We start from the raw sequence: 21,450 nt of genomic DNA, 5'->3' as shown, positions 1-21,450 counted from the left end.
AATTAATTTTTTTTGAGAGTGCCTTCAGGTATAAGCAACCTTTTTAGCAGCGCTTGTTCTCGTGTATGTTACGCGAACAAATAATTCTTTACTCCACTACCTATTTTCCCTTAACCGAGCAGTATTGGGACAAATCTGGTAGATATACTCAGCAATTTGTTCAGCATGAGCATTTTTACTTTTTACAATTTGATACAAATATTTTTAGCTTCCAAAGTGACCTAAAAGAGGTTAAATCTGCATAAATTGGTAAATTTACATCTTGCACGTAATAAGGTGAAGCGACTATAATTCACGCTTATTACCATCCATTCTCCAACCTCCTTGAAGTCCAAACCCTCCGAAACTTCCTCCAAATTGGGGAGAAAGCATCTTAGTTTTCTTAAACAGGGAAACTATGGAGGATTCAGGACAAAATCTGCTCATCTCCTCAAAGGAGAGTTATGCAAAGCAAAAAGGAGTCAAGAAGTAGTTATATTTATCCAAGACCAAACAGAGAATATTTTCCGGAATATGGCTCGGCTGACTTGGGTAGTATATCAGTAGGATTAGGTGCAAGATATCAGAGCAGAAAAAGTCCACACTTCGGATGTGGGCAATATGTCAAACACTTGTTATCTTTCGTAATACGGAGGAACAAATGTTGGACAGATATAAGTCCAATTATTATCCCATTTGGACTTCTGTGAGCGATATCACCTTTACGCGTTCTTTTTTCGGAGTTAATTATGAACCAGCCAATGAAACTATCCTTGGAACAGCAATTCAGTATCTGCTCATTTGCTACTCAGGTGCAAAATATGAGCCACGATCAAGCTAAAGACTTTTTGGTCAAGCTCTATGAGCAAATGGTCGTGCGTGAGGCAACTTATCAAGAGCTTCTTAAGCACCAGTGGGGCTTAGATTCCGGTTCCACTATGGCATAGAGTCGTTCTACTGTCGCAGTGGACGACCTCCTTCTCTTGCTTGGTTCCAAGGAGGAAAAGAGCTGGGGATGTCGGGGCGTCAACTTCGATAACCAATTCTGCAAAAGTTGGGCAAAAATTCAATTCAAAAAACTAACAATCAATGAGTAAGCTTTTCGACGACACATCTGCTAGAGTCTAGACTTACTTTACTTTGTAGTACAAATCTACTGTTTGCTTTAGCCAGACTTCCTTTTGATTCGTCTAGTGTGGAAATTAACCTGCGTAAATTTACAATCTCCCGGAATATATCAGGAAGACTGAGAGAGAATTTAGATAACCGTGATTTGGCAGCTAGTTTTTTCACTCTTTATACATATAACTAGAACTTACATCTTTATATATATTTTGTTTATAAAAGTTTACATTCTTCAAAAAACTACCCCTTAGTTACATCTAATACATGTAATATGAATAAATTATTCCTAGCTGGAAAGATCGTATGGAGAATCTGTATCAATACTTTGCAGTTTTGCGAGAATTTGAGGCTTAATCTTTTCGTACTCACTTTTGAGTAAGCTTTTACTAATTTGCGGGTCGGCAGAAGAGATCAATGTGTTGCTCATTGCGACCCACTCTTGCAGCCGTTGGCGCTGGGCAGAAGCGACACTGGAAAGTAAGATATGGGTACAGCGATTTGGTGTCTCTCGCGCAAAGAACAACAGACGGTAGTAACCTGTGTGCTGTAGTAACCGGGTAATCTCTTGACCAAGACTGGTTTTGAGATCAAGGTAATAAGGTAACCATTTAGCGCCATGTTTGCGGTTGTAGATGACAGTAATCCATAGCAGCATGGGATGGGGAATAGAGATAAAAAGAAATTGGTTATAGCGGGTACAGAGTAAGCGCTTTTGAATTTCCTCTTGCGGTAGCATCACCCACAGAGCTGGTAAAAGCTCCCCATTGCTATGAATCGGCTGGGGAAACACAATATCGGCAACTGGTTTATTTTGGGGCCAGGAAATGACACGAGCAATTTCATCGTTTGACCAGGATACACGCAAATCGCCTTTTGTCTTTTGTTCAACCTCATTGCTCACTGTAATAGCAGGAACTAGGGCATGGCTGTCTTGCTTAATTTTGCGTGAATGCTCAGGCTTTTCTAGAGATGCTAAAACTCTGAGGATTTCAGTGATACTTTGGGGGCGATCGCGTGGTACTTTAGCTAGACAACTCATCACCAAATTTTCGATTTCTTTTGGTAATTCTAATCCGGGCACAACCTCAGCAAAAGAACGTGGCTTTTGATAGTGATGTGTTTTATACCATGCTCCAAAAGAGTGAGTTGGTGCCACCAGTGGCATTTTGCCTGTGAGCATCTCAAACATCATGACACCCAAACTATAAATATCAGCACGATTGTCTAATTCTTTACCCTCCATCTGTTCGGGAGAAGAATAAGCCAATGTCCCCAAATAGAATTTTGTATGGTCGCCATCTGACTGTAATAATTTAGCAATACCAAAATCTAGAACCTTGACCAATTCTCCGAAACTGGGATCTTGAATCACCAACATATTACTTGGCTTGATATCGCGATGGATAATTGGGCAAATATTGCCCTCAACTGGGATGCCATCATGAGCGCACTGTAACCCCAGGCTGAGTTGACGCGCCATACTCAGGAATCTTGGTAAAGGCAGTCGTTGCTTGCGAATAATATTGTTCAGGCTTTGTCCCTGTAGGTATTCCATGACATAGAACGGAGTGTTATTGTCATCTACGCCATAGTCCATGACTCGGACAATGTGGATGCTTTTTTGCCCTAGTAAAGCACAGGTTTTTGCTTCTCGCTCAAAGCGGTCTTGCAATCGCATCTTTTCATTTTGAATTGATAGCGCCAGAAACTTAACCGCAACAGGTACACCTCCCAACAAAGTATCTTTAGCACGATAAACCCGACCCATTGCTCCAGTACCGATTAACTCCTGGAGTTGGTAGCGTTTGCTAAGTAAGCGACCAATGTTGTGGTCTGACATAGAGAATTTGAATCCAAAAGCAGGTTGTAAGTGTTTAGGAGGAAAAGTGCATTGAAAAAGAGGCAAGGGAGCAGTTCTTGCTGGGAGCTAGGGGGATAGAACAGGAAAGGGATTCGACACTTCGACGTTGCTCAGTGACCACCCCGCGTGTTGCGTTAGCTTCCCGCTCTTTACGAGAACCACGCTTGGTTGTTGTGGGGACTCAAACCTATGTGCCCCCTTCATTCCACAGACAGAAGAAGAATTGGGTCATTTCCCCCTGCCTTTTCGTTCAAACTGATATCTTATTGCGCCCAAAAATGACTTTTCAGGCTCATACCGCAAGGCAGAAATGGAAGCCAAAAGCTAAAAAGCTTATATACTAGCCTTTTTGGCGATTTCCAATCGTTGGTCTTTTTACGGGCTGCTGTAGTAGTACAGCGCGGCGGAAATCAAGCTACCATTTTAAATAAGCAAAAGCCTTGATATACAAAACTTTTGACTTTTTACTTCCGCCTTGCGGTACTAGCTTTTTTCAGTCCTCTTTTAGAAGATTGAAAGCATGATCTAGCGGTTTGCAACCGAGATGGTTGTTACAACTGGTGCAACATGTCAGATCAAACAAGCAGAAAGGGTAGATTTATAATGAGATTTTGTACCATTTTGCACTTTCATTGTGGTCTAATTTTAGTTTGCCCAATTTTGACTAAATAGATAACTCTAGGAGCTGCCAAAAACCTTAATTAGGTAGTACCATACTCACCACAGAGTTCTAATAACTGAGTAATGAGTGCGGAGTTTTGAATATCATTGAAGAAGGCAACTATGCTGAGGGCAGAGGGCAGAAGGCAGAAGGTTCTATTCACTTATAGGATTCAGACCCCTCCTGAATAGAGCCACCAAATTTTTAATTTGGTGGGGGTCTTAAACCCTTGTTCCCTACGGTCACGGGCTTCAGTGCTGGAATCAGAATTCCATAAAAGCCTTCAGCAAGAACTGCCCTCTGCCTTTCTCGATAAAGCCTGAGGAGGCGACATGAAGCCGTGCAGGTCAGATTTTTTAAGGGTCGGGTTCAGTACCTACTCAAGCAAGAACCGCTATACTACCCAAAACCGTCCCTCTCCGAGTGGGAGAAGGACGACTTGAACTAAAATTCAAGGCAGGGAGAGGTTCGTCACACTCAGGTTATTTTAATTTTAGTGAGCAATGGTCTACAACTAAGGTTTTGCTTAATTAGTACTTTCCTCTTACCTCCAGCAAGGCTATCCCCTACGTTTATTTTGTAAGTAGGGATAATTAAAGATACTTATTGCCTTACCACGTTTTTAACCTTCAGGCTCATTCTGACTACGTAAGAATGGATTATTTATTGAGAAAAATGTGATAGTACTAATTGGTAGTTTTGCGTTCTCTCTGGATGTTATAAGAAATGTCAAAAACTGATTTATTACCCATCACATAGTATTGAATTCGACGTTCGATAATATTGTTCAATCTGGAAATAAAATCATAAAAGAAGTATGGGTTTTTGCCCATTTCTGTCAATGCTGTTAACCATTTTCCTTCCTTTAGAGGCTCTACAACTTTAAGGTAAGCTAGATGTTTTTTATAGACTGAATTATTATAAGACAAAGCACGCATTAAAGCTGGATTTTTTTTCACAACTTCTTGTTGCATGAAAGAATTACTAGCATTCAAGTATTGATTTAGACGTGACAATTGGCTTTTATGTACAAGAGATCCGGGGCGTGAGCGGTAGAAATAATAGGGTTTTGGCTCAAGGAAAAAGCGAGCTCCTTTGATTAAGCATTTCATATCAATCCAAAAATCTTGACCCATCCTGATGGCATCATCATACTCGATGCCGTGCCTAACCAGAAACTCTCGTTTGAATAGAGGCTTGCTTATACCAAGATGCAATCCTGGTTGTCCATAGACATCAGTTTCTACAAAATAAACGATATCAATTTGGAGAATTTTATCTATACGTTCTTCACTTTCTTGAATCAATGTGCTCCAAGGAGATGTTTCGCCATCTTCGATTAAATAAAGATCGTCAGCAATCATGTCTGCATTTCTTTCGTTTGCCAGTGACACAAGCTTGGACAATCTTTCGGGAGCATACCAATCATCTGAATCAAGCACAGCAATCCATTCTCCTTGGGCTGCTCTAAGGGCACGATTACGGGCAGCAGCAGCCCCAAGGTTTTGTTGATTAACTATTACTTTGAGACGTGGGTCAGTAAAACTTTTAGCGACTTCTACAGTTTTATCACTTGAAGCATCATCGACTATGATAACTTCAATATCTGTGAGCGTTTGCTCTAAAACTGACTCTATTGCCTTCGCAATATAAGCTTCAGTATTGTAAGCAGGGATAATGACAGAGACTTTAAGATTCATGAAACTGGACTCCAGACTACACGGTTCGGTAAAAATACTAAAAGTCTAACGATAATTTGATAATTTCTTATTTAGTATACAACTCAGTAGGTCAGTGAGAATAAACGATGACTCTTTAAGATCAGGCATGAGAGATTGGACGTTAGAAAGCAGTGCCTTGCCAGAGTTGTTTGAGCCAGAGGCTTCCAGCCTAGAGGCATAGCAGTGAGGCAGCGCTACCCTTAGGTTGACTGACGCTCTAGGCTAGCTTCCATTGTGTTAGTTAAAAAATGACCAGCCAACATGCCACTGCTGAGGTAATATCTATCTTCCGAAATTCGGTGCAGGGTTTCAAAGCCACTACGACGTTGACGATCGCCTATTACCCAATAACGCTGCACAATAGTATCTAAACCAATCCAGCCTTCACCTTCAATCTGCCCCAAAATATTATGCTGGAGTAAAAAAGTGTACTGACGCTCTCCCTCATGCAGCCGCCCCTTGTATTGCAGAGAGATTTCTGAGCGATCGCTACCAGGAAATATCAGTTTTGTAGCCATAGTGAACCAGTTATCTCGATTCCAAGCTACCAAGGTCATACCCTTGACGCTGATTGGCATACCATTACGTTCCAGCCAATTTCCTTGCATTGTCCAGCGTCCTGGTTCCAATAAAAAAGTATGAGCCACCTTCTATATTCCCTGTCTTGATCGAGTGCCGCCAAGACTATAGTTATAGCAGTGCTAAGTTGCGTTAGCGATAGCGGGGCGTTGAATCAGTGCTGAATGAAGAAATTTTTATCTTGTTTATTGTTCCTGTCTCAGCACTGAGTACTGATTTTGGTGAATTTCTCCCAAAAGCACTTCAAGAGGTGCCCCAGTCGCAGTAGGTAGGTTGCCAGGAATACCCAAAAGTCGCCAGTAGGCTAAAACTGCAAAGGCGATCGCTTCTTTAAAATCTGCACTCAAACCAACTTCATCTGTAGTCAAGACTGGTATTGATGGCAACAACAACTCTAATCGACTTTTCAAATACAGATTGCGACTACCACCGCCACATAATAGTACTCGTTGTGGCATTTCCGGCAAAAAAGTGCGGTAACTATGAACAATTGAACCAGCTGTAAGTTCCGTGAGAGTTGCCAGTATGTCGGCAGGGTTGAGTTGGTATGCTTGGGCATCTTCTAAACACTCATGCAGGTAAGTCACACCAAATAACTCTCGACCAGTGGATTTGGGCGGCGGCAGATGAAAATAGTCTTGGTTGAGCCATTGTTCTACCAATGGATGGCAAGGAGTACCACTGGCTGCCCAATTGCCATCTTCATCGTAAGTTTTAGCACCAGCGCTTAAATGCTCCACCGCTAGATCCAACAGACTATTTCCTGGGCCAGTATCCCAAGCGCGAATTTTTGAGAGCCAGTCGCCATGCCGAGACGGAACATAAGCAACATTACCAATACCACCAATGTTTTGAATACAACGCCCTTCTTCAGGATGACTGAGTAAATAGGCATCTACTCTAGGCACGAGAGGCGCACCATGACCACCAATAGCGATATCAGCAACGCGAAAGTTGCTCACCGTTGTAATGCTCGTAAGATGGGCAATTAATGCACCGCGCCCTAGTTGGAGACTGTAGCCTAGTGGGGAGTGGGCAGAGACGCGATTAATTGCGTTTGTACTAGGGAGTGGGCTTGCCGTGAGCGTAGCCGAACGGGAGTAGGGAGTGGTTTTGTTTTCCATTTCCCTATCCGCAGGTGGTCGATGATAAACTGTCTGACCGTGGGAGCCAATGAGAGTAGCTGGCTGATGACCAATTTGAATATTTTGGGCGGCTTGGGCAAAGACAATAGCGATCGCATCATCTATTTCTGCCAATTCTGCCATTGAGATGGCAACGCCTGCACCAACTGCCAATATTCTTTCTCTGAGTTCATCTGGATAAGGATATGTTGCCCCAGCTACCAACTCAACTTTGAGATCCAATTCTGTACCGGAAATCTCTACCAACGCAGCGTCTATGCCATCTACGGATGTGCCACTAATTAAACCAATAACGCGAGTAGGAACAGCAGCTTCTTCAGTCGGATGCATTGATAAAGATTCTTTTGTTGATTGCAAGAGGTAGTTTAATTCATGTTACTACCGATGTCAAAAAAACTCAGGTGGCATAGTTGACTGGAGAAACAGGAGTAGGCAGAGCAAGGGAAGAATGTCAAAACCAATAGCAATGACCACGTATCTATTTCTATTGAGCAGGAAACAGCCTTCTCCAAGACTGTCCGTGATCTTTATTAGTCCTTAATAATCACAACATCCGAAGATACAAATTCTTAATATATATAATCTAAATTTACAACTTTTTTATCTTCAGATAAAGAACAGATAGTTTATCCATTCTTTTGCCAAGTGAAATTACTTATTTAGATCCTAAAACACAGCAAAATATTTGCCAGATATATGAATTAACGAGTAAGTGAAAATCCAGTGATTTCATCATGTTGTTTCTTATGTAAGGCATTCCATAATGAATTCAAGTCGCAAACGAATTGATCAACAAATAGAAATACAGAATCTCAAAATTATGTCTTTTAAAAAAATTGCTTGCATTGCTGCTCTATCTTTATCTGCAATCTCTTCATTTATGTATGCAGGTTCTGCCCAGGCTATTTCCTTCCAGATAACTACAGGGATTGCAGGCCCTAATGGAGAAACTAACCAAGGTGCTTTTTCTGAGTTTACTAAGCTTCCCGGTACGACAACTGTTAACTTCAATGATGGTCAAGCGCCAACCACTGGTTTCGCTAAGTACTCATTTGAAACTGGTCAAAACAGCAGTGTTAAGTTAGATCAATGGGCACCAGCTGGGGCAAACGGTGAAGTCAATAATAATGGTAATTATTTGGCAGTTTTCAACGGTGATAAAGTCACAATTAACCTTGACAATTACCTCAATTATTTTGGTATTGACTGGGGAGCTATCAGTTCTGGTAACGTTTTTTCCTTCTACAATCGCAATACTCTGATCAAATCATTTACAACTGCGGATGTGAACCCAGTTGCTCCAATTAAGGTTTCACAGCATAACGGTGAAGGAAATGGCTACCTTCACTTCTACTCAGATAGTAGCAGCGATATTTTCAACAAGATTGTCATTACCCAAGCAGGTGGTGGAGGATTTGAAAGCGACAACCATTCTTTCCATCTAGGAACTGACAGATTTACAGGTTTTGACCCTAAAGCTGTTCCTGAGCCTAGTGTTATCTTGGGTATGCTGACTGTAGGTGGTATGTTTCTTCGCAAGCGCAAGAACGAGAAGTTGCAAAGCGTCAGCCAATCTCATTAAATCTTGGCTCAGTAAGATTTTCCTGATTTTATCTATACCCTAACTCCAGGCTCCACATTCGCGTAGTGTGCCGTAAGCTGGATTTAAAAACTTCCGACGACAATTTAATCTTAAATACAAATTAGGGCGAGCTTACTTAGGTAAACTCGCCCTAATCCTTTTGCAATTGATGATCAGATTTTCTCCTACGGACAACGTAACCCACAGCAAGCTTTCAGAGTAGGACTGACACAAAGCCCACATCCTAAGAATCGATATGATAGAAAAGTAGATAAAACTTAAAAAATATTTATCGAATGGTGCTTCAATCATCTGGCTTGTCCAAGGTCAAAGACTCATTAACACAAAAAATCTTCTTGGGTAATGAACCTAATGCAGAGTTAATTGCAATTCTCACCGTTTATTTTGTCCAAGGAATTTTAGGATTATCCCGTCTAGCCGTTAGCTTTTTCCTCAAAGATGAACTGCTGCTGAGTCCAGTCCAGGTGTCAGCGCTGTTGGGAATTGTCTTCCTACCTTGGATGATAAAGCCGGTGTTTGGTTTCATCTCTGATGGCTTACCTATATTTGGCTATCGTCGGCGTCCTTATTTGATTTTATCCGGGATACTGGGAACTGCTTCTTGGGCGAGTCTGGCCACAATAGTTCATACTAGCTGGGCAGCTACATTAGCGATCGCTCTTGGTTCTCTTAGTGTCGCCATGAGTGATGTCATAGTTGACTCGCTGGTTGTGGAACGAGCTAGAGGCGAATCCCAAGCAAAAGCCGGTTCATTACAATCTCTGTGCTGGGGTGCTTCTGCGATCGGAGGTTTGATAACAGCATACTTTAGCGGTCTGCTGCTCCAATACTTTACTACCCGTACTGTCTTTGGAATTACCGCCTTATTCCCTCTCATCGTTTCAGGGGTAGCTTGGTTAATTGCTGAGTCCCCCGTTAGCAAAGATTCTCAAGATAGTAATCAGACCAACTCTTTACCAATCAAACATCAACTGGGGCAGCTACGCCAAGCCATTACCCAAAAAAGAATTTGGCTACCAACGGCGTTTATCTTCATCTGGCAAGCTACCCCAAATGCTGACTCAGCCTTTTTCTACTTCGCTACCAACGAACTCCACTTTGAACCAGAATTTTTGGGGCGAGTCCACTTGGTGACAAGTTTCGCTTCTTTAGCAGGTGTTTGGATTTTTCAACGTTTCCTCAAAAACATCCCTTTTCGCGTGATTTTTGCTTGGAGTACTGTCCTTTCGTCAATTTTGGGGATGACGATGCTGTTGTTAGTGACTCACGCAAACAGGCGGTTAGGTATAGATGACCACTGGTTTAGTTTGGGTGATAGCCTTATTCTCACTGTGATGGGGAAAATTGCTTTTATGCAAGTGATGGTTTTAGCAGCAAGGCTTTGTCCCTCTGGTGTGGAAGCGACATTATTTGCCTTGTTAATGTCGGTGTTTAATTCAGCAGGAACGGTTTCCCACGCATTCGGGGCATTAATCACCTATTGGCTGGGGATTACCGCAACGAACTTTGAATCACTTTGGCTATTGGTAGTAATTACTAACCTCAGCACGCTGTTACCCCTACCATTTATCAACTGGCTACCTGCTGCTGAAGAAGAAACTGAAACATCCATTGATGGGGAACAAGCGTTTTTGCCAGATTTGATGTCTGAGTTGATACTGAGAGAACCAGAGTCGGAAAAAAATTCTTTTTAGCGGCTAAATATTTTCGTGCAAAGTAACAATAATAGGACTAGTACAGCGCGGCGTAAATCAAGCTACCATTTTAAAACTTGCAAAAGCCTTAATATACAAAATTTTTGACTTTTGAGAGCCAGTTGCTAAAGAGCGGGAACGCTAAGAGCGTAGCTAGCTTCCCCGTAGGGGTACAAATCGGCAGAGCCGACGCCAGTCGCTCATGGGGGAAACCCCTTAGCGCTGCCTTGTAAATAGTCTTTTGTCGGGTAAGGGGGACACGTCGCCGTGTTCCCTTAGCCAAGAGGAAAAGTATCCTTGAATCTGCCTTGTGATGTCAGGACTTTCTTAAGTTGACAACGTTCTTATACCAAACTGACTTCTAGGGTATAAGAAAGATCAGGTATAGAGGTGCTACCAGAGAAAATTCCGCCATTTTCAGGCAAGAAACCAAATTTACTCACTGAAATGGAGTACGTACCTGCACCCAGGAAACTAGTGATTAATGATCCCTGGTCTAAGCCACTATCGTCGTCACTTTGTAATAAAGTTCCAGTACTGTCAAACAGACCGAGAACTGTATCTCCCGATGTCACCGTACTAATAGTGACAGTTCCTGGATTTGCTAAAGAAAATGTAAAAAAGTCGAAATCAGAATTATCCCCTGGTTGAACTGTTGTTAACTGGGCCAAGAGATTAACGTCTGAGCCTGATGATAAGGAACCTAAACCTTCAGCGCTGTCTAGTGAGTTGTTTGTAGCTTCTCCAGCATTTTCCCGCTCATAGAAAAGGAAGTCATCACTATCAAGTCTAAGATTGGTTTTCCCTTGCAGAATACCTATGATTTCATCTTGCTCTGCTCCCGATTTGTCTAACAATATTCGTGTGTTGCTTCCAACAACTTGCAGGCGGTAGTCTTGTAGAGGTCCTTTGAGTTCAATTTGATCTTGGCTAGAGTCGAAGTCAATAATAGTAGCCAAGTCCCCAAAACCAGGACTGGTAGTGTTGTTATCGTCGTAGAAAACATTTACAGCGTCCCCCAGGATAAATCTATCTACCCCAGCCCCGCCAGTGAAGTTATCAGTTTCCCCTATTCCAGGTGGAAGCGGACTACCAGGGAAAACACCGATGAGGATGTCGTCTCCAGACCCGCCATTGAGTACGTCATTGCCGGGTCCGCCTTGTAGACTATCATTGCCATCACCACCATTGAGGATATCATTGCCATTATTACCATCTAGAGTGTCATTGCCTCCTACGCCATTCAAAGTGTTGTTAGAAGTATTACCAAAAAGGAAGTTGCTAACACTGTTACCTGTGCCGTTGATGTCGCTACCTTCCCTCAACCTCAAGTTTTCCAAATTGGAGCCTAGTGCGTAGGTGACAGAAGACCGGACGCTATCTGTGCCTGAATTCGCAGCCTCTGTAATCCTATCAAGAGTAGTGTCAACGAAGTAAGTGTCGTCGCCTGCACCACCTATTAGAGTGTCAGTACCCAAGCCCCCATCAAGTGTGTCATCGCCATTATTACCGGATAATCGGTTATCTTGCGTGTCGCCAACAATGCTGTCATTTCCATTTGTGCCGATGATATTATCAAAGTTGACTGCTGTAAATGACAATGTTCCCAAGCCAGGAACGTTATTGGCAACCAAACTTTGGGTTCGCAGGTTAACGGTGATAGCTACCCCAGCCAAAGATTGGGATGTATCTATGGTGTTGTTGGCAACATTAGCATTAGCAATAACCTTTTCTACTCTAAAGAGTTGGTCTTGCCCAAATCCGCCAGCTTTTTCAATGGTTCCAACACCTGACAAGGTAATGCTCTGACCTAGTTGACTGTAGTCTACGGTATCTATGCCATCTCCGCCATTAATGCTGTCGTTACCCTGACTGCCTCTAAAGGTGTCACTGCCTGCACCACCTAGTAGAGTGTCAGTACCCAAGCCCCCATCAAGTGTGTCATTGCCATCCCCACCGATTAGACTGTCGTTTGCCGTCCCACCTGCGAGGGAATCGTTACCAGCCAAACCATTTAAAGTGTCGTTACCGGAGGGACTATTGGCATTACCACCACTAGCCCAACCAACTATCGTGTCATTTCCCGAAGTCCCAGAAAGATTGTCAGCAGTTGTTTTGCCGAAAATAAATGCCATGTTATTTCTCCTGAATTTCTCACTAATACGTAAGTTCAGCCTCAGTCAAAAAACTATTCATCAGTTCAATGTAGATTACTTGCCATTTGTGTAATCTAAATTAAAAACCACTAAATTATTTGGTTAATAACTTCTAAAGAAAAAAATATCCAGCTATTTATTGTAGGGTGACCCTAAAAGCCCGCCTTTGCTTGTGCACGAGCGAGACGCCTACTCTAAAAAATTAGATAATTTCTTTTTTAAAAGTCCCTTAATTTATGACCCAAATAGTAAGTAATTTGAGCAAATATTTTGGTTCTTTTTCCAAACTTTTTTTTAACCGACGCTGTAATTATTTCATTATAATGAAGTACGAGGTTACATCAACTACTTTATCAAAACTTTAAGATTTCAATAAGTATGATTAATAAGACATTTATATATAAATGTAAATTTTAATTAATTATTGTTTGAATATACTGATTTATCAAGAAAGGCAGAGGGCAGGAGGCAGGAGGCTCAGTTGGAATACTGCCTCCTGCCCGTGACCGTAGCGAACTTGGGTTTAAAACCCAATACGCTTGGGTTAAGGCTAAAACCCTTTGTGAAATCAAATTTTTTAACGAACCTTATTAGGCGCAGAGAAGCCAGTGCGTTGGGCGGGTTCCCCGACTTGTTCGCGCAGCGTCTCCCCTTGGGAGAAGCAACTGGCGCGACACAGAGAGAAGGAAAAAATGCTTAACTGAACTGTATTGGTTTAAAACCCCCACCAAATTTTCAATTTTGCAATAACTATGGGAATCATAATTAATTACCCGGACATGATATAAGACTTAGAAAAAGCATCTACTCAATCTTCAAGTTGAAAGGTAAGCGGGCGTAAACCCCTTGTGGATCGTTCATCTTTTGCAGAATTCCGATTTCCTGTTGCAACTTTTGGAATTCATGGGTAAGGGGATTGGATTGTTTGAGTTGCGTCTCCTCAATTCCTAAAGCAGTCCGCACCTCTTCAGTTGCACGTCCAAAAAATCGTTCTCCGAAACTGCTAGTGCGAGGATATTCTTGCACTTCCCAGTCTTCTCCTAGTTTCGCCTGCTTGGCAGCATACGCGATCGCAGTATTCAAACCGCCAATTTCATCCACCAAACCAATTTCCTTCGCTGCCACACCAGACCAAACCCGCCCTTGGGCAATTTCTGCCACTTTTTGTTCTGGGAGTTTGCGACCTTGAGAAACTTTATTCAGAAACATATTATAAATTCGGTTAACACTGCGTTGATAAAGTGCCAACTCTTGGGGCGATTTCGGACGCGAAACTGTTTGACTATCAGCATAGGTTCCAGTTTTTACCGAATCCCAGGTGATGCCATTATCATTAGCCAGCTTTTCACCATTGAACAACACCCCAAACACACCTATTGAACCTGTAATGGTATTTGGTTCGGCAAAAATGCGATTAGAGTCGCTAGCAATCCAGTAACCACCAGAGGCGGCTACATCACCCATTGACACTACAACCGGTTTTGCCTCACGAGTTAATTTCACTTCTCGCTGCATGACTTCAGATGCGGTAGCGCTACCACCAGGACTATTAATCCGTAGTACAACAGCTTTCACATCTTTATCTTGTCGTAGTTTGTTGAAGATTTTGGCAAAGCGATCGCCTCCTACTTGCCCATCTTCTCCTTTACCATCGACAATCTCGCCCTCAGCATAAACAATGGCAATTTGATTTTTTGAGCTACGTTCTACACCCAAAGATTTGCCAGAAACTTCTGCATAGCTATTCAGGCTAATTTGTCGGAATGTTTTGTCGTCTTTATCGCTATCTGTCAACTTTTTCAGGTCAGTTACCACTTCATCGGGGTATGCTACTCGATCGACTAAACGGGTGGTTTTGGCTTGCCTGGCTTCCAGTAGTGCCTGATTATCTGCGATCGCTTGCAACTGGTTAGGTTCAATTTTCCGACTTGCGCCTACAGTAGTGCGCCACTCTCCCCAAACATCATCCAACAATTTCTGAGTTTGTTCGCGGTTTTCTGGACTCAATTTTGTGAGGATAAACGGTTCAACTGCCCCCTTAAACTTCCCCACCCGCACGACTTGAATACCAATGCCATATTTCTGCAATGCTCCCGCTAAGAACATCGGTTGCGAACTCAAACCGTTGATTTCCATCATTCCTAGAGGATTCAGTACAATGGAATCTGCCACTGAACTAAGGTAATATTCCTTTTCACTCCAATCACTGCCATAAGCGACAATCTTTTTCCCCGCAGCGCGAAACTCTTCCAGCGCTTTCCGAATTTCTTTCAGGGAGGCATAGCCAACGTTACCACCTTGGCTTGTGCTTGTTGCATCCAAGTAGATTCCGACAATTCGCGGATCGCGCCGCGCCTTTTCCAAAGTTTCCACAATTTTGCGGAGTGCCATCCTTTCGTCATCCACACCTGATATTGTGTTTTGAAACAGTTCGTCTGAACTAGGTTTGTTATCAGTAATTTTCATCGACAAGTCAAAAACCAACACTGACTTATCTTTCACATTTGGCCCAGTATCTTTAGAGGAGCTAGCAGCCAATATCAGCAAGAACAATCCAGTGGTTCCCAGACCACCAAAAATAATTAGTCCTAGTAAGGTGCCAATTAAACTAGCAAAAGTTTGTTTGATAAAATTACGCATTAGTTATTAGTTATTGGGCATTGGGCATTGGGCATGGGGCATTGGGCATTGGGCATTGGGCATTGGGCATGGGTATTGGAAAAACAACTAACTAATGACTAATGACTAATGACTAATGACCTATTTACCTATTCTATGCGCTGTAAACTACCAGAGTGTTTTAACTGAGACAAGGTGGCGTTGCCAGTGCAAAATAAAACTGTGGTGATTTCAGCGATTAATACTTCAGCGAGTTCGGCTACTGCTGTCTCTGATGTTGCTGCTGCTTGCAAAAAAGGCATTGCTAAACCAGCTATATCTGCTCCCAAGGCGATCGCTGCTGCAATATCCAATCCATGACGCAAACCTCCCGAAGCAATTAAGGGCACATCTGGAGCGATCGCTCTAATAGTTGTAATACACTCTGCCGTCGGTAAACCCCAATCGGCAAACGTCCTCCCTAAGCGACGTTGTAAGGGATTTTCTGCCCGTTCACTTTCTACTTTTGCCCAAGAAGTACCCCCCGCACCAGCTACATCAATTGCTGCTACCCCGGCGGCAATGAGTTTGTTAGCGATCGCTGCTGAAATGCCGTTACCAACTTCCTTCGCAATTACTGGCACTGGCAGTTTACTGCACAATTTAGATATTTTGTCAAGCAAACCCCGGAAGTTAGTATCACCTTTGGGTTGAATGCACTCTTGTAGAGGGTTAATGTGTAAAATCAGGGCATCAGCTTCTAGGATATCAACTACGCGCAAACATTCATCTAAGCCGTACTTATAGTTAAGTTGCACAGCGCCCAAGTTCGCAAATAGCAGAACATCGGGGGCATACTTGCGGACAGCAAAAGTATCAGCTACCTGGGGTTTTTCTACTGCTACGCGCTGGGAACCGACACCCATTGCAATTTTGTAGTGTTGCGCGACTTGGGCCAAACGTTGGTTAATGATTGCGGCTTGTTCCGTTCCGCCAGTCATGGAAGAAATTAACAAAGGTGCGCCAAGGTGTTTCCCCAGGAAAGTTGTACTGATATCAATATCGTTGTGGTTGAGTTCGGGTAAGCAAGAATGGGTAAAGCGATAACGTTCCAGTCCATTGGTGATTTGATGAGACTGAACATCTTCCTCTAAACAGATGCGAATGTGATCGGCTTTGCGATTTTGAGTTTGTGCAGAGATGTTGGTAGGGGCGTTCACTGGTAGGTATGGCTAAAAGTATTGGCTTGCGATCGCTATTGTTACATTGTCTGCAACCGACTTTTGATAACAAAAATATTTATTTTCGCTATCTTTAGGGTACGTTAGGCTATTGATAACATACCCATTCCCTCATTTTGTGAGTTAATTAATATGGTTTTACAAACAGAAAAGCGCTACTACACCCCAGAAGAATATTTGGAATTAGAAGAGAAGGCTGAATATAAAAATGAATACAAAGATGGAGAAATTATACCAATCATAGGAGAGACAACTAATCACAATAAAATTGCCGGAAATTTTTGTCGAAAATTCCCTTTCACAGTGCAAGGACAAGATTATGACATCTACATAGGCCATATTAAAGTATGGATACCTTTGTATCGTCTCTATACTTATCCTGATGTTATAGTCATCAAAGGTAAGCCTATTTATGAGGGAACAGGTACAACAACTATTACTAATCCCTTGTTAATTATTGAAGTCTTATCAAATTCAACTAAAAATTCTGACAAAACAGATAAGTTTAAATACTATCGTTCAATTCCTGGTTTTCAAGAATATATTATGATTGACCAGTATAGTTTTGCTGTGGAACAATTTGCCAAGCAAGCAGAAGGTCAATGGATTTTTAAGGAATATGAAGGTGAAGAAGCAGTTTTAGTCTTAGATTCTATCGATTTTCAAATTGCCTTGCGTGATATTTACGAACGGGTTAATTTTGAGTTGATTGAGGAATAATCTCATGTCTGGTTGATTGCTTATTAAATCCGAAGAACCCCACCCCGCCAAAGCTATTCTTTGTCTCCCCTCCTGCTTGCGGGGAGGGGTTGGGGGTGCAATACTGTTCGGTTAAGCTTAAAAATAACTCCAATGTAGTAGCGTGTCAAGGCTAAAGTTGTGCATTATAAAATGGGCTTTGAACTTTTAAATTCAATGTTTTTAGCGCTAATTTATTGCAACATTTTAGCCTTGACACGCTAGTAGTAGCGTGGCAAGCTTAAAATAGTGCATTAAACGTAGACGTAGGTTGGGTGGAGCGGAGCGCAACCCAACATATATCAGGATGTTGGGTTACGCAAAGCCTCCACCCAACCTACATTATTTTTGCAACATTTTAGCCTTGCCACGCCAGTAGGTTGGGTTGAGGAACGAAACCCAACATTTTCAGAGCTTTGTTGGGTTTCACGACCTTCAACGTAAATTATGATCGATCAGAAGCTTCATGCTTGCGATTCAAGCTTAGTTCGTTCTGCTCGAAGCTTTGCTCGAATTGCTTCTGTACCTGGTCTTGGAGGTTTTGCAGCAATGCGAGCAATCAGCTCGCGATTTTGCTCCTCGTAATATTGCCGCAGCTCCTCAGTTTCCTTAAGAACTAATTGATACTCTGCTTCAATTTCGGCACGATGTGCATCAATGTAAGATAGCGCACAATGTACTTGTTCATCTGTGAGGTTGAGCATGGCACGGATAAACTTGGGCGGGTACTGCTCTGTCACATAGTCCATCACGTCATACAAAGTGATGCGTGTGCCTGAAATCGTTAGTCCACGCTCGGTACGAATAATTGAAACTTGCCCATTTGATCCTGGAGTCATATTTGTACTCCTTAAGAATCTAGCAGTCCGCCAAGTCAACAATGCTTGGTTTGTAGTGAGCGCTTCAGCGCTCAAATCAAGGACTAAAGTCCTTACTACGAACTTATTCACCTATCAAAGTTAGTGTGGTGGACTACTAGCTTTATGGTATCTCACAGACAAGTGCAATTGCCAAACATGGGCATCATTCACGGTGAATGATGCCTACTTGTTGCTCATTACGCCGTCTGTGTAGAAGCCGCTTTTAACTCTGCGGTGGATTTTATCCGCGTAATGCTGGCTTTACGAATGCGATCGCTTTTGCGTACCCCGCCTGTCATCTCGTATTCCCGGCTATCTTTACCATACTTCAATGCTACACCACTGACTAAGCGTTCTGAAGTTTCCCGAATGGTCTTTTCAAGGGTTTCTATTTTTGCCCTTGCTGAGTCAATGGCAGTTAGCATCATATTATACTCGTCGATCTGGTTGCGGAGTTGCCCGATTAACTGGGTTAAATGGTTTAAACTGATGGAATCACCAAAGTCGAGGCTGGAATTAATCGATTTAAATCCGATTACTCTCTGTTCGGTTTTTTCTAGCACGGGAGAGGTTCTTTTTTGGCGTGGCATCAATGCATACTTTTTACTAAACTTATCTTTCTAGAGTGTCTCAATGGGACAGTATAGTGGTTCAGTAAAACTTGCAAAAAAAGGTGTTTTTTGTAAGAAGATTGGATTGTTAGCTCAGTAATTACACGACAATAGACTTGTGTTCTGAACGAATGGACTTGTGTTCTGAACGAATGGACTTGTGTTCTGAACGAATGGACTTGTGTTCTGGACGAATGGACTTGTGTTCTGGACGAATGGACTTGTGTTCTGGACGAATGGACTTGTGTTCTGGACGAATGGACTTGTGTTCTGGACGAATGGACTTGTGTTCTGGACGAATGGACTTGTGTTCTGAACGCACCTTAGAGAATGTTTGAAAAGTCCCCTGATTGCTAGCAAAACGTTTTAGATCCCCCTAAATCCCCCTTAAAAAGGGGGACTTTGAAAGGTTTTGCCCCCCTTAAAAAGGGGGACTTTGAAAGGTTTTGCCCCCCTTAAAAAGGGGGGTTGGGGGGATCTAAAGCCCGTGGGGCAACTCTAGAAGACTTGTGTGTACATCGTAAGCTTGCAAAGAGGGGCTTGTGATATTATTGATCCTCAGAACGGCGATGTTTGGGTAACAGGCTCTTTTTCTGTTTTTCTTGGAAACTGCTGGCTTGTTTCAGGACTGGAATACACTGGTTAATCATCCACATTAAAACCTCGATTGGTGAGTCTCCTTGCTGAATACGGTTTTCGGCATTTACGCCAATTAGCATTGTTTGCAGAATTAGTAAGAAAGCGATCGCTCTTTGACTTACACTTTTATCAGGTTTTTTAGCAGACATCTCATTCACCTTGTTTTTTGGTTGACAAGATGAATTATTTTTTTGGGTATTTCCCCAGACACATCCCCCACGCAACGTCTATAATGCTTGTATCGTCAGCTTTTGCGGTTTGGGGAAGCGTGTTTGTTTGGGTAACTCAAATTTCTTAAGATTTTCTTGATATTTAACTGATGCCGAGGCATATTCGTTGGGATAAATTAACTTTAGAGAATGTATTAAGTCTGGTAGAAGCATTGCTGCAACTGTCGGAAAAGCCAGACTGTGAGTCAAAACTTCCACTTTGCGTTGTCTGGAATGCTGATAAGCTGCGAATCACAGGATATGAAATCAAAAAGACAACAGGAAACAGAACTAAAACAACTGAAGTTGGTACAAAGAAGGAAGATTTACTCCAACAGATTAAAAATGCTGGCAAAACTGTAAAACTTCTCCGGCAAAAAGCAGAATCTAGCGTTTCTCACAAAGAAAGAGAATTACAAGAACTTCAAGCTGCACTCGACTGCTTGAAAGAGTTGGGAGTGCGAGAAGACGAACCAGCTAGAAAGAATCAAGGTTATTGGAAATTTACCTTGACGCTAAAACATCAGACAGCGACGATAAAAGAAAATCTCGAAGTTGTTAACCAGAAGTGGAACCAACACCCAAAGACAAATTCTTCAACAGTATCTCAGATACAAACAGCAGATAAAAGCATTGACTGGCAAGAAATCTGCGGCACTATGCTGGAAAAGCACAAGCGTCTCACCACAAATGAGTTGCTGTTTGCTGATGATGACAATAAATTTGATGATTTTAAGGCAATTCATGTACCTTTAGCATTGGTGGAGCGTAACAAACCGAAGAAGTGCAGCGAGGATATTTCCCCAGAACAAGGTTCGCGGCTTTACGAACCGAGTTATGAAGAGAAGCAGCGATTTGAACATGAGGCTTTTTTAGAGAAAATTATCCGTGATGGTGTTGGTAAAACTCAAGGACACCGCATTGCTCTAATTGGAGAACCGGGTGCGGGAAAAACTACTCAGTTGCAAACTATAGCTTTCTGGATATTAAACAGCAATCTGGGTTTACCAATTTGGATTTCTTTGGCAGACTTGCAAGGAAAGAGTGTAGAAAATTATCTGCTGCAAGATTGGCTGAAGAATGCTTTAGAAGTGGTGCGTGTAGAAGAACAGGAAAACGCTTTCGCAGATTTATTCAAGAATAATCGTGTGTGGTTGTTGTTGGATGCAGCAGATGAAATGTCTTCACTCCAACCATTAACTGAGATTTCCCAGCAGTTGACGGGATGGGTGAAAAATGCGCGGGTTGTGCTGACTTGTCGGGTGAATGTTTGGGAAGCAAACGCCAACGCTTTAGAAAATTTTGAGACGTATCGGTTACTCAATTTTGAATATCCGCAACAAAGAGTTTATTGGGCGTTGGTTTCACAACAAGGATGCAGACAAAGGGGAAAAATTATGGCAGGAATTAGATAAAGCAGAACGTCAGCGCATCCAAGATTTAGTTAAAAATCCTTTGCGGTTAGCGCTGTTGTGTAGCACTTGGCAAGGTTCCGACAAAGGTTTACCGGAAACTAAAGCCGGACTTTATCAGCAGTTTGTGGAAGAGTTTTACAAATGGAAAGAAAATGGCAACCAAAAAGCGATCGCTGCCTTGGTGGAGTTAATCGGCAAACCACAACTGAATAATTATACCCGAAGGCGAGCGGCAATTAGCTTAAAGGAAATTGGCTCTGGCAACCAAAAAGCGATTGATGCTTTGGTGGAGTTAATCGGCAATCCACAACTGGATGATGATACCCGAAGCCAAGCGGCAGATAGCTTAGAGAAAATTATGTTAGAGGAACAGATGCCGAGTGTTGTCACCGTGTTGAAGGATTACTTATCACCTGAAACTTACAAAAATGACTTTAAGCGATTTGATAATTGCTACAAAGTTATCTGGAAGTGCGCCCAAAGTATGCCCTACCCCGTTTTTTATCAAGCTTGGCATCAACAAGAGAAAGTGAAAGATGGAGAGTAGGAAAGAAAAATACTTCCTCCAGCCAAAACATAAGCGAAATGTAGAAGCAGCAATCCCTTGTAAAGACG

General features: G+C 42.3%; 17 protein-coding genes. 6 read left to right on the top strand and 11 right to left on the bottom strand.

Annotated elements, in window-relative coordinates:
- Window positions 1–728: 728 nt before the first annotated feature.
- Window positions 729–926, top strand: a complete 198-nt coding sequence (locus tag LC653_RS16005) for an NblA/ycf18 family protein (RefSeq protein WP_041565841.1) — start codon at window positions 729–731, stop codon at window positions 924–926.
- A gap of 464 nt (window positions 927–1,390) precedes the next feature.
- On the opposite strand, the gene LC653_RS16000 is transcribed toward LC653_RS16005, so the two are convergent.
- The 4 genes from LC653_RS16000 to LC653_RS15985 all read right to left on the bottom strand — a co-directional run bounded on the left by LC653_RS16000 (window position 1,391) and on the right by LC653_RS15985 (window position 7,401).
- Window positions 1,391–2,944 (bottom strand): serine/threonine-protein kinase, encoded by a 1,554-nt coding sequence (locus LC653_RS16000; protein ID WP_229495404.1) that lies wholly within the window; start codon window positions 2,942–2,944, stop codon window positions 1,391–1,393.
- 1,368 nt (window positions 2,945–4,312) lie between these two features.
- A complete protein-coding gene (locus LC653_RS15995) occupies window positions 4,313–5,326 on the bottom strand; it encodes a glycosyltransferase family 2 protein (RefSeq protein WP_229495403.1) in 1,014 nt (337 codons plus the stop codon).
- A 221-nt stretch (window positions 5,327–5,547) separates the two neighbouring features.
- Window positions 5,548–5,994 (bottom strand): hypothetical protein, encoded by a 447-nt coding sequence (locus LC653_RS15990; protein WP_229486663.1) that lies wholly within the window; start codon window positions 5,992–5,994, stop codon window positions 5,548–5,550.
- 117 nt (window positions 5,995–6,111) lie between these two features.
- The gene (locus tag LC653_RS15985; RefSeq protein WP_229495402.1) at window positions 6,112–7,401 is read right to left on the bottom strand and encodes an anhydro-N-acetylmuramic acid kinase; all 1,290 of its coding nucleotides are present in this window, start codon (window positions 7,399–7,401) and stop codon (window positions 6,112–6,114) included.
- 433 nt (window positions 7,402–7,834) lie between these two features.
- On the opposite strand from LC653_RS15985, the gene LC653_RS15980 reads away from it, so the two are divergent.
- Window positions 7,835–8,653 carry an Npun_F0296 family exosortase-dependent surface protein gene (locus tag LC653_RS15980; protein WP_229495401.1) on the top strand — a complete coding sequence of 273 codons (819 nt, stop codon included), beginning with the start codon at window positions 7,835–7,837 and terminating at the stop codon, window positions 8,651–8,653.
- Window positions 8,654–8,949: 296 nt separating this feature from the next.
- Window positions 8,950–10,368, top strand: coding sequence for a folate/biopterin family MFS transporter (locus tag LC653_RS15975; protein WP_229495400.1), 1,419 nt, complete (start codon window positions 8,950–8,952; stop codon window positions 10,366–10,368).
- Between the two features lie 344 nt (window positions 10,369–10,712).
- On the opposite strand, the gene LC653_RS15970 is transcribed toward LC653_RS15975, so the two are convergent.
- The 3 genes from LC653_RS15970 to fni all read right to left on the bottom strand — a co-directional run bounded on the left by LC653_RS15970 (window position 10,713) and on the right by fni (window position 16,342).
- Window positions 10,713–12,503 (bottom strand): pre-peptidase C-terminal domain-containing protein, encoded by a 1,791-nt coding sequence (locus tag LC653_RS15970; protein ID WP_229495399.1) that lies wholly within the window; start codon window positions 12,501–12,503, stop codon window positions 10,713–10,715.
- 825 nt (window positions 12,504–13,328) lie between these two features.
- Window positions 13,329–15,164, bottom strand: a complete 1,836-nt coding sequence (gene sppA / locus LC653_RS15965; RefSeq protein WP_229495398.1) for a signal peptide peptidase SppA — start codon at window positions 15,162–15,164, stop codon at window positions 13,329–13,331.
- Between the two features lie 128 nt (window positions 15,165–15,292).
- Entirely contained in the window at window positions 15,293–16,342 is a 1,050-nt protein-coding gene (gene fni, locus LC653_RS15960) for a type 2 isopentenyl-diphosphate Delta-isomerase (RefSeq protein ID WP_229495397.1), read from the bottom strand.
- Between the two features lie 153 nt (window positions 16,343–16,495).
- Here fni and LC653_RS15955 point away from each other — a divergent pair, with 153 nt between their 5' ends.
- Window positions 16,496–17,083: a Uma2 family endonuclease gene (locus LC653_RS15955; RefSeq protein ID WP_229495396.1), complete on the top strand. Its 588-nt coding sequence runs from the start codon at window positions 16,496–16,498 to the stop codon at window positions 17,081–17,083.
- A gap of 482 nt (window positions 17,084–17,565) precedes the next feature.
- On the opposite strand, the gene LC653_RS15950 is transcribed toward LC653_RS15955, so the two are convergent.
- The 4 genes from LC653_RS15950 to LC653_RS15935 all read right to left on the bottom strand — a co-directional run bounded on the left by LC653_RS15950 (window position 17,566) and on the right by LC653_RS15935 (window position 19,360).
- Window positions 17,566–17,940 (bottom strand): DUF433 domain-containing protein, encoded by a 375-nt coding sequence (locus LC653_RS15950; RefSeq protein WP_229495395.1) that lies wholly within the window; start codon window positions 17,938–17,940, stop codon window positions 17,566–17,568.
- Between the two features lie 218 nt (window positions 17,941–18,158).
- Complete coding sequence (locus LC653_RS15945) at window positions 18,159–18,551, bottom strand: hypothetical protein (RefSeq protein WP_229495394.1); 393 nt, start codon at window positions 18,549–18,551, stop codon at window positions 18,159–18,161.
- A 121-nt stretch (window positions 18,552–18,672) separates the two neighbouring features.
- Complete coding sequence (locus LC653_RS15940) at window positions 18,673–18,894, bottom strand: hypothetical protein (RefSeq protein WP_229495393.1); 222 nt, start codon at window positions 18,892–18,894, stop codon at window positions 18,673–18,675.
- Between the two features lie 226 nt (window positions 18,895–19,120).
- Entirely contained in the window at window positions 19,121–19,360 is a 240-nt protein-coding gene (locus LC653_RS15935) for a hypothetical protein (RefSeq protein WP_229495392.1), read from the bottom strand.
- A 170-nt stretch (window positions 19,361–19,530) separates the two neighbouring features.
- Between LC653_RS15935 and LC653_RS15930 the strand changes: the two genes are divergently transcribed.
- Both LC653_RS15930 and LC653_RS15925 read left to right on the top strand, forming a co-directional pair.
- Window positions 19,531–20,835, top strand: coding sequence for an NACHT domain-containing protein (locus tag LC653_RS15930; protein ID WP_229495391.1), 1,305 nt, complete (start codon window positions 19,531–19,533; stop codon window positions 20,833–20,835).
- Window positions 20,747–21,382 (top strand): HEAT repeat domain-containing protein, encoded by a 636-nt coding sequence (locus LC653_RS15925; RefSeq protein ID WP_229495390.1) that lies wholly within the window; start codon window positions 20,747–20,749, stop codon window positions 21,380–21,382. Before LC653_RS15930 ends, LC653_RS15925 begins: the two co-directional genes overlap by 89 nt.
- Window positions 21,383–21,450 lie beyond the last annotated feature (68 nt).

Source organism: Nostoc mirabile CHAB5784 (assembly GCF_020829645.1).
In the GTDB taxonomy this organism is placed as follows: domain Bacteria; phylum Cyanobacteriota; class Cyanobacteriia; order Cyanobacteriales; family Nostocaceae; genus Nostoc; species Nostoc mirabile.
This window is presented reverse-complemented; position numbering and strand designations above follow the sequence as displayed.